Source organism: Endozoicomonas sp. Z74 (genome assembly GCF_057680865.1).
Genome location: NZ_JBLYZI010000079.1, coordinates 1 through 14751, shown reverse-complemented (window position 1 = coordinate 14751; position 14751 = coordinate 1). Strand labels below are relative to the sequence as shown.

Sequence of the window (14751 nt, the reverse complement as noted above, 5' to 3'; positions counted from 1 at the left end):
TCTGTGTCAGACAATCCCGTAGTGCAGCCATCGAGTTCAGAAGACCTTGACCTTAACCCGGATACTCGACGGGTAGTTGGCTCTGTTTTCGCCGCAACCGATTTACAGCACTTTCTGCATGAAACCGATGATGCCAAAGCCCTGGAAATCTGGCTGACCCGGATCAGTCAGGTTAAAGGCGGTGATCCCCGGCACGGAATCAGCCGGGAAATCGCCCGAATCGATCAGCAGATCAATGCCCTGGTCAATGAAATCCTTCATCACCACCGTTTTCAACAGCTGGAAAGCAGCTGGCGAGGGCTCTGGTCCCTGGTGGAGCAGTCCGGACATTTTTCGACCACCCGGGTTCGCATGCTGGACATCAGTTGGAAAGAGGTGACCCGGGACATTGACCGGGCACCGGATATTACCCAGTCCCGGTTGTTTCGGCTGATCTACAGCGAAGAGTTTGATATGGCGGGGGGGGAACCTTACGGGGTACTGCTCGGCGATTACTCAATTAGCCATCGTCCGTCGTCCACTCACCCCTTTGATGATATCTTTACCCTGCAGGGGATGGCGCAAATTGCGGCGGCGGCCTTCGCTCCCTTCGTCTGCAGTGCGGCTCCGGAGCTGTTTGGTCTCGACGATTACCAGGGCCTCGGCCAGCCCCTGAACTATGAAGAGTTGTTTCAGCAAAAAGAGTACCTTCGCTGGCGAGCCCTTCGGGAGAGCGATGACAGTCGTTTTCTGGCCGTGACCCTGCCTGCCATTATGATGCGTCAGCCCTATAGAAACGGCGATCAGCCCAGCCTGAATTTTGTAGAAGAAAACGACAGTAAAGGCATTGAAAGCTACCTCTGGGGCAATGCCTGTTACGCCTTTGGCAGTGTATTGCTTCGTGAATTTGGCGAAGCGGGCTGGTTTGCCCATATTCGCGGCGTTCCCAGAGACTATTACGGCGGAGGGCTGGTGACCGCCTACACGCCTCAGGACTACCGAACCGACAGTGCAGAAACCGCCTCAAAAATACTCACGCCGGTATTGATCACCGATGCCGTGGAGCGACAGCTCTCGGAACTGGGCCTGATGTCCCTTTGCCACTGCCAGGACACCCCCTTTGCCGCCTTTCACAGCTGCCCTTCTTTGCATCGTCCGAAAAAATTTCAGGAGAAATCCGCCACCGCCAATGCCCGGGTCAGCGCGCTGTTGCAACAGGTGCTCTCTGCCTCCCGGTTTGCCCACTACATAAAGACCATGATCCGGGACAAGGTGGGGCAGTTTATTACCGCCAAAGAGTGTGAGCGCTACCTTCAGGAGTGGCTGAACAGCTACTCCTCGGGCCGGGACGATCTGAAATGGGAGATGATGGCCCGGTATCCCCTGCGCGGTTCAAGGGTGGAAGTGCGGGAGGTGCCAGGAGCAGCAGGGCTCTATCACAGCACCATTTATTTAAGACCCCACTACAGCGCCGACCACCTGGTGTCGGAACTGCGGCTGACCACGGAGTTGGCGGCGATTAAGAATAATTAACAAGCAATAATCTATTAGAGACAAGGAGTCAAAATGTCGGTACTCAATCAACCCCTGGTACGGCTGTTAACCAGTGAGCAGGGGCGGACGCTTTATGCAACCCACAAATCCAAAGACACTTTCGACCGCTTGGTGAATCATGGTCCAGCCAACTACTGGGCCAACCTGATTGTTCGAGAGATTAAACGACTTCGATCTGGTAAGTTCTCAAGTGACTATGTTTATATCTCCACTTCAAGGTCCATGGGCGATGAAGTCTTCAAGCTGAACCTGCCGGGCTGCTGTGTCACGGTTCATCCAGTGAGTTATTACGGAGCCATAGACAATGGCTATGTGATCACGGATATTCAGGTGGATAATGCCTATGAGCAGCAACGCCTGGCGATTAAGAAGCCTCAGTTGATGCATGCTTCTATGCAACGGGGATGGCAAGCTGTTGAATCCAAAACAGGCAGAGACCTCGATAAGGAGAAAGCTGTCAACCAATGTGTATTAGTAGGTATCAATGGCTCCGGAGCCAATGATAATAAGGAAAATAAAGCTCATAACCGGGTAGCAGCCATCATGGCCGATCATATTGACCATGTGGAGCAGGTCGGTAAAGGGCAAGTGAAAAAGTCAGGGTACAACCTGTTTTATACACCTTCCGGCGGCTATTTTAACGGGATGCGTGCATTAAAGGCCGCAATGCAACCAGAGAGTGCGAAAACCAATCGAGAAGCGGCTTTTCTACTGGCGGATGTGATGCGCCAGGCGGCCAGACACCCCAATATGCAGGTGCGCTGGATTACAGAGAAAAACGGTTCAGCCATTTTAACTCAGGCCATGCGCATTCTTCGAGATCGGGGTGTGCGACTAGGTGAAAAACACACCCTGTTTCTGAGCAGTCCCACCTCCAGTCTGGATGCGGCTTATCAACTGGCAAAAAGTTTAGGTATGTCTTTTGACGGGGCGTTTTATAACAGCAATGCCCTCAATGTTGTAGAACAGCTGGGCACCGGCACGACCTTCAGTGCCGCAATCAGCAATGCCATACAGCGCAAACGCAATGATCAAGACTCCTTTGGTTATTTGGATGCCGGAAAACAGGTGTCGTCGGCCTGGGGTGCCAATAAAAGTGCAGCGGGATATGCAGGAGGGGTCGCTGCTGCTGCAGGTGCCTTGGCAGCAATAGGCACTGGCCCTGCGGGTCTGGTCGCTGCTCTGGCCTCAGAGTCCGCTATGGCTGCACTGTCCGGTGCAGCGGGGTTAGCGGTAAACAACTCTCCTTTTGCCAAGGGCTATCACACAGGAACCCTGGGGCATGTGGGCAATACACTGAGCCGAAAGTTCGGTTAAGAGAACAGCCATGAAAGGATGAAAACGTTGTTTGAAATTTTCCCTATCACCAAACCCTACACCCCCAAGCTACCCGACTTTGATCGGGTGGCGAGGGAGGTCATTATGGATGTATCGGGTACTCGAATCGCTATTCGGTTACCCAAACATAAACCCGAATACTCAAAAGAGATACACCCCGTAAAAGAGTATGACCTTTACAACCTTAACCGGTATGACCGCCATAATTCCGGAGCTGTTAGTCTTTGCTTACTCAGTCGTGCCTGGAAGATTAATGGCCCTCTTTTCCATGCAAATGTGGGGGAGTTGCATTTTTATTGTGGGGTGGAATATTACGAAGCCGGTGACTCTAACCACTCTCTGTTTGACTGTCAGGTTCTTGAGCAGGCTACATTGGCTCTTGCTAAATCAGAGTGGGGTACAGAGAATCTTTTTTACCATGGACTGCAACGGAATGTTGCCCCCGTCAACTGGAAAACCATAAAAGGAGGACGTCAGGATGGCATTCAATTTGAGATACATCGTAGCCATGGCTCAATCCGTTATATAGATGCCTTCTGGCCTCTTTCTCACAGCCATTTCCTGATGATACAAGTAAGGGACGAATCCATTTGTCATCGAGAAGGCAATGAACCATCACTCGTAGACTGCGCCCCCATTGATCATTTCTTCGATCAGATCGTTGCCAGCGTTTCTATTGAACTTTCTGATGTGGCCCAGGCCCAGAAGGATATTGTCAATGCCCGGCTGCCAGGGCAGCAGTTTACGCCTTATCGCCCGCCTGAAAAGTGGTCCACCCAAGAGCAGGATAAAGAGTATGCAGAGCATGTCGCTTGCATGAAAGATTTGGAGAAGATCTCACAATACACCAACGAAACCTACAATCCTGATGAGTGGCCAGATGCAGGGGAGTGGTTAGAAGCTGTCAGAAAAGAAATCAACCAGAAAAGCGCCGAAAACCACGATGAGTGGTTCAAGGGGGTTCTGGAGGAATCCGGTAATCAGCTTCATATTGACTACCTCTATGGCAGCAAGGACAAACCATAGGCCAATATGCCATGTACAATAAGCCCGAAAAAAAACTGATGGCACCAGTGCTGGACCGGCTGGTGCAGCGGGAAGGGGCCCATCGAAACCATCTGCAACTGCGGCAGCTGCGCGAAAGTGTGCGGCGGAACCTGGACATTGCGCTGAGGGCTCTCGTTTCCATGCTCTCTCGTGGGAGTGCACACCTATGAATTACAGGGTTTTGAGAGTTTCGGCTCCCACGCAGGAGCATGGGAGTCAGGGTTATGTGGCAATCTCAGGGGTGTGGGAACGAGGAAAATTGTTGATCTTTGACTCCTCCCTGGATCCGGTCATCCAGTCTATTGATATTCTGGAGATGGACGAGTAGATTACGGGCTATTGACGTTTAAGACTGACTCATTACCCCCTGCGGCGCCATTACAGCGCTGACCATTGGGTGTCGGAACTGCGGCTGACAACGGAGTTGACGGCCATTAAGAATAATTAGTAGGCGCAACAAAGGATGTGATCATGAGCCCCAGAAGACGTATGGATGGTTCCATTGAGTATCAAGGTGAGATCTGGAAAGCCATCACCAGTGAGCAGATCGGTATGCCGGTGTATGCCCGTAACTCGGAATACGCTGCCTTTATGCGGCTTAAACGACAGTCGCAAAGCGACTACAACAGTCTCTATTTTCAGAACCAGATCAATAGCCTGAATAACCGACATGGGTGGTTTAAAAGCCAGGTCAGCAAGCTAAGGGTTCAGGAACATATTTTGAATCTGGAGGGTGGTGAGATCCATTATCATATTGATAGTGGGCGAACTTTTATTACCGATATTCGGGTGGATACTCGGCATCGGTATAAGAAGAAACGGCGCGCTGCTGGGCTTTATGGTGTTAAAAGTCATAAAATTAAAGGATGGGTAGTAAACTCTGGTCGCAGTAAAACTGCTTCACAGGCGAATGTCTCTATAAATGGCTTTTGTGAAAGTATCGATCATGCCGCCAAAATGATGCCTGCTTTTATAGAGCGAGGTTATAAGCCAGAAGTAACTCAGGCAACTCTGAAGACAACTGGCTATGAACTGTTTTATAACCCCTCTCATGACCATATCAAGTCTGATATGCGACAGGTAGCAGACTCATCAATGATTGGTTCTGCCACTCAGGCTTCAAAAATTTTGGCTGCATTTATTGTGCAACAAGCAGAGAAAGATAAAACCCTAAATTGGACCGTGCATGAAAAAGGGCATGCTGTGTTCAAAAAAGCGTTAGAGCAGATTGCCAATAAAAATCTATCGCCAAAGTTAAAGTCTCAGCTGTCCAAGCAAAAAGTGTTTTATGCCAATCCGACGATGAATCTGAGTGTAGTTGACTATTACCGATCAAAAGTGGGCATGCAGCTAGCTCTTCAGCCACCGCTCATAAATAATATGAGCCTTGAACAGACTTGGGTTACGGGGAATTTTGTAAGTGAAACCCATGTATCGTTGAAGCAGATCAGGGAGCAGGGAGAAAGTGGCAATCGTAATGTAACCATGGGGCATATTGGCCAAAATGTCATCAGCCGAATAGGAATGACTGCACTGGGAAGCTATGGGTTGCCTCAGGCTTTTGTGGGGGCTGTTGGTTGGGGAGCTACGTGGCTGGTATTGGCTTCATCCAATACCAGCCACAGTAACCAAAAGATAATTGAAAATACTGCGGATGTGCTGAATCACACAATGAATGTCTTTAGACGCACCAGATAATTTCTGAGGTTAGCAGTATGTTGTTCAAATATGGGTTGAAAAAACCAAAGATGCCGGATCTACGTAAAGCGCAGTCCAAGACTGTTGAACTTTCCGGAACTAAGGTCAATTTTAGCGTACCACCATACAGTGCCAATTGGGGAGAGCAAGATGAGTATAGATCTAATTTCAATATTTATGACCGATCCAATTACATTGAAAAAGTTAAAGATACAGGTGAAGCACCTGCATTCTGTTTTTATGATACCAGATGGTCTATTAAGAGAGGGGGTATTCTTAACAACAAAATTGGAGAAATTGGGTTTGCGACTGGAGTAACATGGGAGTCAACAGACTTTGATCTTTATGATGAAAAACAGTTGAGGTCACTAGAGCTAGAGCAGCTAGATGCATTCTATGGACCTAAGGCTAACTTTTTTGCAGGCTCTGTTGAAACGTTGATTGGTTGGAAACAGATCAGGGTAAATAATATTCTTTGGTGTAACTACCTTCATAAGTATCTTAATAGAGACTTTGGTATCAAGGAATATTTTGATGCTTGGCTGCTCCCTATTTCGGATGAGCATCTTTTGTCAGTTAATTTTAACTGTACAGAACTTCCTCCAAAAGCTGGCCTATACCCCCACTATCGCTCATTTATTGAGCAGACTATGAGCAGTTTTGAGATTGAATTTTCATCCCAGGGCAAACCCATGTATGAAAGTGACTGGCTGAAGGAGGGTCATACCATGACCCCAATGGACTCAGTACTCTGGGAGAAAGTCTATGAAGATGAAGACCAGTAACTGAGGTATGATTTTTATCCATGGATAAGGAGCGTGTCGCTTGTATAACAAACCTGAAAAAAAACTGATGGCACCGGTGCTGGACCGGCTGGTGCAGCGGGAAGGGGCCCATCGAAATCATCTGCAACTGCGGCAGTTGCGGGAAAGTGTACGCCGGGATCTGGAAAATCTGATGAACACCCGGTTTCGTTGTGTATCGCCCCCGGATGAGTTGAAGGCGGTCAAAAAAGGCATTCCCAATTACGGCCTGCCGGATCTCTCTACCCTGAACCTGAATTCGGCCGAGGCACTGAACCGTTTCTGTCGTCAGGTGGCGGATACCATCAAGCACTTCGAGCCCCGGATCAAGTCCATCAAGGTGGAAGGGCAGCAGGGGTTGGACCCGGAAGATCCCACGATTCGATTTCGCATGGAAGCGGTGCTCCATGCCAACCCGGCCCAGGAGATGTTGATCTTCGACTCCGCCCTGGATCCGGTCACGCAGTCTATTGATATTCTGGAGATGCGCTAGTAGTTTAAACCCATCAATAAAAAGAGTGGCCGAGGAAGGTTGTCCATGAGCGAAAAACTGTTACCGCTCTATGAGAAGGAACTGGCATTTATTCAGCAATCCGCCGGGGAGTTTGCCCGCAAACACCCTTCTGTGGCCGGAGCACTGCAACTGGATACGGACACCGTGGAAGACCCGCTGGTGGCTCAGCTGTTATCCGGTGTCGCTTATCTAAACGCCCGGATTCAGCAGAAACTGGACGATGAGTTCCCCGAGTTGACCGAAGCGATGCTGGAGACGCTGTACCCCCATTACCTTCGGCCCGTGCCATCCATGACCATTGTGCAGTTTGAGCCCGAGGCACTGTTGGATGCCCCTGCTGATGTGAAAAAGGGGGCTTTGCTGGATACTGAGCAGGTTTCTGGTCATGGCTGCCGCTACCAGACCTGCTACGATGTGACGGTTCCGGCCCTCTCTCTGGATTCCGCCAGTTTAATGCCCCGGCCGTTTATTGCTCCGGGTTCCAATGAGGTCACAGAAGCCAACGCCGTCCTAAAACTCGCTTTCTCGACTCTGGCGGAAGAGGGCTCGGTTCAGGAAGCTATGAGCGCCAACCTGCGCTTTTTTCTTAAAGGCCAGCCCCAGCACGTTTATCCTCTTTACGACCTGCTTCTGACAAAGTCCGTGCGGCTGGTTCTGGCCCGGGACGATCAGGACCCGAAACCGATCTACCTGGATACGGACCGGATTCAAACCGTGGGGTTTTCAGAAGAGGAAGGGTTGATTCCTTACCCGGATAACGCTTTTCTGGGCTATCGGTTATTAACCGAATATTTTGTCTTCCCGGAAAAATTTCTGTTTATTGATATCCAGGGGTTGGATCAGGCTCTCAAGGGCCATGAGGGGCAGACGTTTAATCTCTATATTTATCTGGAGGAGAGTTCCTCAGAGCTTGAACAACAGGTGTCTGCCAGCCTGTTTGCCATGGGCTGTACCCCGGCCATTAATCTGTTTCCGGTCAGGGCCGAGCCCGTTGCCCTGGATCACAGTCAGTACGAATACCCGGTGATTCCCGATATCCGACGGCGGGATGAGCTGGAGGTGTGGTCTATTGAGAAGGTAACCAGCAGCGACAGCAGTGGCAAGAATCGAGAGTTTACGCCGTTTTACAGCTATCATCACCACCAGGCCGAAGCAGGGCAAACGGCGTTCTGGCTCAGTCGCCGTCGCACGGTAGTGGAAGGGGAACATTTCAACGAACAGGCCAGTGAGGTGGGTATCCGGCTGGTGGATCTGGAGTTCAACCCCTATGTGGAGAGCGACAGTGTTCTTCATTTGCAAACCCTGTGCAGCAACCGCAACTATCCCAAAAAACTGCCTTCTGGCGGGGGGAAGCCGAGCTTTACCATTGTTGATGGGGATGCCCCCACCCGGCGGATTATCAGTGTTACACCCCCCACAGGAACGGTGCGTCCGCCCATGAAAGAGGGCGCTTACTGGCGGCTGATCTCTCATCTTAATCTGAACTTTTTATCCCTGAGCCGCGGGTCGGACGCCTGTGAAGCGTTCAAGGAGATTTTGCGGCTCTATAACTTCAAAGAGTCTGCTGGAGCTCGTAACTTGATTGAGTCCCTGCGGCAAATGGATACTCGCACGATTACCGCCCCCATTCCCATTGACAATACTGTGGTGCTTTGCCGGGGCACCGAGGTGGAGTTGGAACTGGACTCCATGATGCTCACGGGCACCAGTCCACTGTTGTTCAGTTCGGTGGTAGAGCGCTTTCTGGGAGCCTACTGCAGCATCAATTCCTTTGTGCGGTTTATTGTCCGGCTCAGTGATCAGGATGGGGAGTTTAAACGCTGGCCTCCGAGAGCTGGGGAGAAGGCTCTGATCTGATGGAGAAATCGACAGAAAAATACCGAACCACCAGCCCCGTAGAGCGGCTGAGAGAGCAGCCCCAGCAGTTTGACTTCTTTCAGGCAGTGCGTCTGTTGGAAATGGTCAGCCGTACAGAGCGGGCCAGAAAAGAGAAGTTTGCTCACCAACCGGTGGCGGAATTGTCGCCGCCCCATAAGGAGCTGGTTCGTTTTCAGGCATCGTCCACACTGGGCTTTTCGGCGGCGGATATTGTCCGTCTGAAAATTCAGGAACAGGAGCAGGATTCGGAGAATCGCCATCAGTGGCAGATGGAAGTGGCGTTTATGGGGCTGGTGGGTAGCCAGGGCGTGCTGCCCCAGCATTTCAGTGAAACGGTATTGGCAGAATTAAAAGTAAAAAACCGGGGGCTGCGGGATTTTCTGGATATTTTTCACCATCGTACCCTGTCGCTGTTCTATCGGGCCTGGCGTAAATATCAATTGCCCGCCCAGTTTGAACGCCATCATCTTGGGGGGGAGCAGCCTCCTTCAGACAAACAGGACAGTGACCTGTACAGCCAGGCACTGAAATCTCTGGTGGGCCTTGGTTTGCCCGGGCTACAGAATCGCAGCGCACTCCCTGACAATATTGCAGCCGGAATGGGCGGGCTGCTGGGCCGGAGTACCCGTTCCGCCAGCGCCCTGAACAGTGCTATTCGCCATCACTTTGGCCTGAATGCCACCATCGAACAGTTTGTTGCGGACTGGAATCCCGTCCCCGTGGATTTGCAGACCCAGCTGCCCGGTGTTGTGAACCGTCATAAAGGGGTCAACAACCGGTTGGGTATGAACGCGGTTCTGGGCCGGGAGAGCTGGCAAATCCAGAGTCGTTTCAGGGTAGTGCTGGAGCCCATGGACTATCGGCACTATATGAACTTTCTGCCGGGTAGCCGCAGGTTGGAGTCATTACGCGCTCTGATTAAACTGTTTGCGGGTAATGAGCTGGATTTTGATATCCACATCCAGGTTGAAGAGGCGGAGCTGCCAGCACTCCAATTGAGCCAGACTGAGGGTTACTATCCAATGCTGGGGTTGAATTGCCGCCTTAAAAGTGATCAAGTAAACAAAAAAGTGATCACCGTGACCGTTGCTGGATAAAAGGCTGGATAAACGTGGCTGAGAAGAATAATTAAACACACCCGAAAAGGGATGCTCGATGATTACACTGAACCTCAAGGCGCTGGTGGACAAAATGTCCCCCACACTCCGTGAAGCCCTGGAAGGGGCGGCCGGGCTCTGTCTGGCCCACAATCAATATAATGTGGAAGTGGAGCACTGGTTGCTCAAGCTGCTGGATCGCAGTGATACGGATTTTTATTGTCTTTTGGAGCTCCACGGGGTTGATCCGGCGGTACTGGCGAAACAACTGGCGGCGGCCGTCGCCAAATTCAAAAGTGGTAGCAGTCGACCCGCTGCACTTTCACCTGCCATTGTAGAGGCTGCAAAGAATGCCTGGATGATTGCCTCTGTGGACTGTGGCCACAGCCAGATCACCTCGGGGCATTTGCTGGCCGCCCTGATGCTGGATGATCAATCCCGCAGGCAGCTGCAGGAACCCTGTGCCGTTCTGCGTGACTTGGCGGGAGAATCCCTTCGGGAAACGGCCCGGGCCCGGGTGGGCACTACCGCCGAATCTGCAGAGACCACGACCATGGGTTCTGGAGGCGTGGTGGCCCCGGGCGGTGAAGCTCAGGCCAGCAAAACGCCTTCTCTGGATAAGTACACGGTCAACCTCACCGCCCGTGCGGCCAATGGAGAGATTGATCCGGTGCTTGGGCGGGATGAAGAGATTCGTCAGTGCATTGATATTTTGCTGCGTCGCCGTCAGAACAACCCCATTCTTACCGGCGAAGCCGGGGTCGGAAAAACGGCCGTGGTGGAGGGCTTTGCCCTGAGAATTGCCAGTGAAGATGTACCGGATCCGTTAAAAGGTGTGGTAGTCCGGACTCTGGATCTTGGGTTGCTTCAGGCCGGTGCCAGCGTGAAAGGGGAGTTTGAGAATCGGCTGAAATCGGTGATTGAGGAGGTCAAAGCCTCTTCTGTTCCGATCATTATGTTTATCGATGAGGCTCACACATTGATCGGTGCTGGTGGCAAGGAAGGGCAGGGGGATGCCGCCAATCTTCTCAAGCCTGCCCTGGCCCGGGGCGAGCTGAGAACGATCGCCGCTACCACCTGGGCGGAGTACAAAAAATACTTCGAGCGGGATCCGGCCCTGACTCGACGCTTTCAGGTGGTGAAAGTGGAAGAGCCCGATGAAGCCAAAGCCATCGATATGATGCGGGGTATTTCCACCTCATTGCGGGAGCACCACAAGGTTCGCATTCTGGACGAGGCCATTGAAGCCTCAGTGAAACTCTCCCACCGCTATATTCCTGGACGGCAGTTACCGGATAAGTCCGTGAGTTTGCTGGATACCGCTTGTGCCCGGGTGGCCCTGAGTCAGTCTGCCACCCCCGGTGCACTGGAAGATGCACGACGTAGAATCCAGAATGCACAAGCGACTCTGGCTATGTTGGAGCGGGAGCAGGCGGCAGAAGATCTCCACAGTGAGCGACTGGTCACACTCCATGAGCAGAAAGAGGAAGCAGAGGCGCAGCTTGCAGCCCTGCAGGCCCAGTGGCAGAAAGAGCAGGAGCTGATTGGCAAGATTCGAGATATCCGTCAGCAGATTGATAACGATTTTCTTGGTTTGCATTCAACAGTGGACTCCGAAGAAGAGGTTATAGATAACAGTCTGAGTGATGAGGAACGGGCCGATCTGAAAGAGCAGTTGCAGAGCATGACCCGGGATCTGACGGCTATCCAGGGTGAACAACCTCTGATGCAGGCTTGTGTTGATCAGCAGGCAGTGGCGGAAGTGGTGGCTAACTGGACCGGAATACCCGTGGGGAAAATGGTCAGCGATGAGATTAACGCCATTCGTGAACTGGCTGAACGTATGCGCCAGCGGGTGATTGGTCAGGACCACGCCATGGAGGCTGTCTCCCAGGCTGTTCAGACCTCACGAGCGGGTTTGACTGACCCCCGCAAGCCCGTGGGTGTTTTCCTGTTTGTGGGCACCAGCGGTGTGGGTAAAACCGAGACCGCCCTGACCCTGGCCGATGCGCTTTACGGCGGTGAGCAGAATATCACCGTGATCAATATGTCCGAGTTCAAAGAGGAACATAAGGTCTCCATGCTGTTGGGTTCACCTCCGGGTTATGTGGGATACGGCGAAGGGGGGGTTCTAACGGAAGCGGCTCGACGCAAACCCCACTCCATCATCCTCCTGGATGAAATGGAAAAGGCCCATCCCGGAGTGCAGGATATTTTCTACAGCCTCTTTGACAAAGGCACCATCAAGGATGGCGAAGGGCGAGATATCGACTTCAAGAACTGCGTTATCATTATGACCTCCAATGCCGGTGAAGACGCCATTCGCGCCATAATGAGCCAGGTAGACGAGAAACCGGAGCCGGATGTCTTGTTGGACAATATCCGCCCGCATCTGCTGAAGCATTTTAAACCGGCGTTTCTTGGGCGTACGACGCTGATTTCCTACTACCCGCTGGACGATGAAAACCTGATGAAAATCTGTGCCATTAATATGGGTAAGATTGAAAAGCGGGTGAAAGCTCACTACGGCGCTGCATTTACTTACGATGAGGATGTGCTGTTGCACATTGTGGCCCGTTGTCAGGAGTCGGATACCGGGGCGCGGAATATTGAAAATATTCTCTCACGGTCATTGCTGCCTGAACTGGCAGGGGCCTGCCTTGGGAGAATGGCGGAGGATAACCCCATCAGCACGGTGCATATCGGAGTCAATGATGAGGGCGAGTTTCTCTATCAACTGGCATAGGACTTCAGGATGAGTCACCGCTTTGCCCGACAGTGTCAGTATTGCAACGTAACTCTGGCAACCCACGTTCCAGCTGATCACAATCATTGTGGGAGTATTGGTTGTCGGGCGGCCTGGCAGAGGGATGCCCTGAAACGTCAAAAAGAGAGCCAGCAAGAGCAGGAGCTGGTCTGCCGTACGGAAATTCGGAAACTGGCTCTGCAACAGGCGTCGGCTAAAGGATTTGACCCGGATGAACTGGCGGTCACTCAGGTGCCCTGGAATCCCAATGAGGTTATTGCCACGGACAACAGCCTCAGGCAACAGCTGGTGAATCATATCCAGCATCTGCTGGCTACGCTGGATGAGCCGGAAGAGATGCTATTTCCCTTGGAGCAGGCACCACCGGCTCCCCATCTGGATGAGCATCTCGTGGCCTGTTGCACCACCTGCCGTGGAAATTGTTGTTTACAGGGGCGGGAGAGCCATGCTTTTATCCAGAGAACAACGGTGAAACGGGTGATGAACGGCAAGGGGCTGACGGCGGAGCAGGTGTTGGCCGGGTATGAACGGCAGATTCCAGAGCGGTCCATGGCGGAAGGCTGCCTTTATCAGACCGAAGATGGGTGTAATCTGGATCAGGATTGGCGTGCGGACCTCTGTCTGGATTATTACTGTGACGGTATGATTCAGATGATGTCGCGATATAGCCGCAGCAAGCCCGAAAGAAACCTGATTGTGGCCACTCGGAACCAAACGCCTGTGGCCGCACAACTGGTCAGTGATAAAAAGCAGGAACCGGTGCCTCTGGAGCAGGAATTTCGCTTTTAAAGAGTGTTCACCTACGTGATAAATGAATAAAAACAACAGGGAGATGAGGAACAATGGCGATTGACTACAATGCGCCCAATGGCCGCACCATTGTTAAAATTGGCGGCCAGGAAGCGTTTCAGAACCAGGTAAAGCGTTCACTGGACAAGATTGGTCAGACCACCGCAGGGCAGGCTCTGTTTTCCGGCCTGATCGGGAACCGGGCTAATCAGAAATACTGCACGATTCACCCCAACCGGGACAGCAGCTGCGCCTGTCAGTCACCGGATTCCAGTGTTTCCCGCACCCTGTTGGCTCAGGCGATTTTTGATCATGAAGCTAACTTTCCCCGTGAGCTGGCAGCCTGTATTGCGGTACCCAGTGCCAACCTGAATATTGCCTTGCTGGCCCAGAAGATCAATGCGACACCGGTGTATGATATACGGGGGCTGCCCAATACGGTACCGTCCCGGTTGGGCGTGACGGACGATAATATTCGAGACTGGATAATGGGAAATACCCAGTTTCCAGCCCCCTTCAGAGATAATGATGCGGATAAACTGAAACGGGCACTACTGACCGCTCTCTGGCCCGCAGCCAAAACCCGGCCGGGTGCAGGAGGGCATGCCATGGTTCGCTGGAATATGAACAGCACCTCCATTGGTCTGACCAATGGTAACCGTCAGGTGCGTTCAAAATCCCTCGGCCTGGCCCATGAACTGGTTCATGCCTACTACACAGGGCGTGGGCTGCAAATGGGGCTCGACAACCCGCTGGCCGATGATAATGGTGTGCCTACCGTAACCAGCGCAGCGCTTTATGAATACATGTGTGTGGGTTTGGGTATCTGGAGTGAGGAGCCCATCAGTGAAAATAAAGTTCGTAGTCAGTGGAGCCGGGTAACGAAAAAGACCTTGTTCGGTGGCAATGTCAAAGTGGCCTACGGAGCAACAGCACTGAGGCCCTGTTATTAACGAAGAGAGCTGCCCTGGCTTCTCTCGTTCCCATGCTTCCGCGTGGGAACGTAACCCCTTGAATTAAGTGGTGTTGAGCGTTTTGGCTCCCATGCGGGAGCATGGGAGCCAGGGTTTTGCAACAGCCTCAGGAGCGTGGGAACGCGGGAAAATTGCCTGATGCGCCTCTTCCCGTGTCTGTAAGTTCTCATTAATACTGTCATAAAATGTAGTAGTTCAGACCTGATCTGACAGTCACCGATTTTTCAGAGGGTGTCTGTCAGGTCAAATTCAGGCTACAAATTTTTCCTTCCAGATCTCTTTGCCATCTATCAGAGTTTCCATTGGCGTTCTT

11 protein-coding genes are annotated in these 14751 nt (G+C 52.0%); all 11 read left to right on the top strand.

The genetic code is table 11. From position 1 onward, the window contains the following. The first annotated feature begins 3 nt into the window (after positions 1-3). The 11 genes from tssC to ACNRUY_RS19050 all read left to right on the top strand — a co-directional run bounded on the left by tssC (position 4) and on the right by ACNRUY_RS19050 (position 14417). A complete protein-coding gene (gene tssC, locus ACNRUY_RS19100; protein ID WP_488113252.1) occupies positions 4-1512 on the top strand; it encodes a type VI secretion system contractile sheath large subunit in 1509 nt (502 codons plus the stop codon). Between the two features lie 33 nt (positions 1513-1545). After that, positions 1546-2850: a polysaccharide deacetylase family protein gene (locus ACNRUY_RS19095; RefSeq protein ID WP_488113251.1), complete on the top strand. Its 1305-nt coding sequence runs from the start codon at positions 1546-1548 to the stop codon at positions 2848-2850. Between the two features lie 27 nt (positions 2851-2877). Then, a complete protein-coding gene (locus ACNRUY_RS19090) occupies positions 2878-3897 on the top strand; it encodes a hypothetical protein (protein ID WP_488113250.1) in 1020 nt (339 codons plus the stop codon). Positions 3898-4407: 510 nt separating this feature from the next. Then, a complete protein-coding gene (locus tag ACNRUY_RS19085; protein WP_488113249.1) occupies positions 4408-5616 on the top strand; it encodes a hypothetical protein in 1209 nt (402 codons plus the stop codon). 17 nt (positions 5617-5633) lie between these two features. After that, the gene (locus ACNRUY_RS19080) at positions 5634-6401 is read left to right on the top strand and encodes a hypothetical protein (protein WP_488113248.1); all 768 of its coding nucleotides are present in this window, start codon (positions 5634-5636) and stop codon (positions 6399-6401) included. Positions 6402-6441: 40 nt separating this feature from the next. After that, positions 6442-6912, top strand: a complete 471-nt coding sequence (gene tssE, locus ACNRUY_RS19075) for a type VI secretion system baseplate subunit TssE (protein WP_488113247.1) — start codon at positions 6442-6444, stop codon at positions 6910-6912. Positions 6913-6957: 45 nt separating this feature from the next. Beyond that, on the top strand, positions 6958-8790 hold the full coding sequence (tssF, locus tag ACNRUY_RS19070; RefSeq protein ID WP_488113246.1) for a type VI secretion system baseplate subunit TssF: 1833 nt from the start codon (positions 6958-6960) through the stop codon (positions 8788-8790). Beyond that, positions 8790-9908, top strand: coding sequence for a type VI secretion system baseplate subunit TssG (tssG, locus tag ACNRUY_RS19065; RefSeq protein ID WP_488113245.1), 1119 nt, complete (start codon positions 8790-8792; stop codon positions 9906-9908). Before tssF ends, tssG begins: the two co-directional genes overlap by 1 nt. Positions 9909-9966: 58 nt before the next feature. Beyond that, complete coding sequence (tssH, locus tag ACNRUY_RS19060) at positions 9967-12654, top strand: type VI secretion system ATPase TssH (protein ID WP_488113244.1); 2688 nt, start codon at positions 9967-9969, stop codon at positions 12652-12654. A gap of 9 nt (positions 12655-12663) precedes the next feature. Continuing rightward, positions 12664-13464 carry a hypothetical protein gene (locus ACNRUY_RS19055; protein ID WP_488113243.1) on the top strand — a complete coding sequence of 267 codons (801 nt, stop codon included), beginning with the start codon at positions 12664-12666 and terminating at the stop codon, positions 13462-13464. Positions 13465-13517: 53 nt separating this feature from the next. Further along, positions 13518-14417: a type III secretion system effector protein gene (locus ACNRUY_RS19050; RefSeq protein WP_488113242.1), complete on the top strand. Its 900-nt coding sequence runs from the start codon at positions 13518-13520 to the stop codon at positions 14415-14417. The last annotated feature ends 334 nt before the right edge of the window (positions 14418-14751 follow it).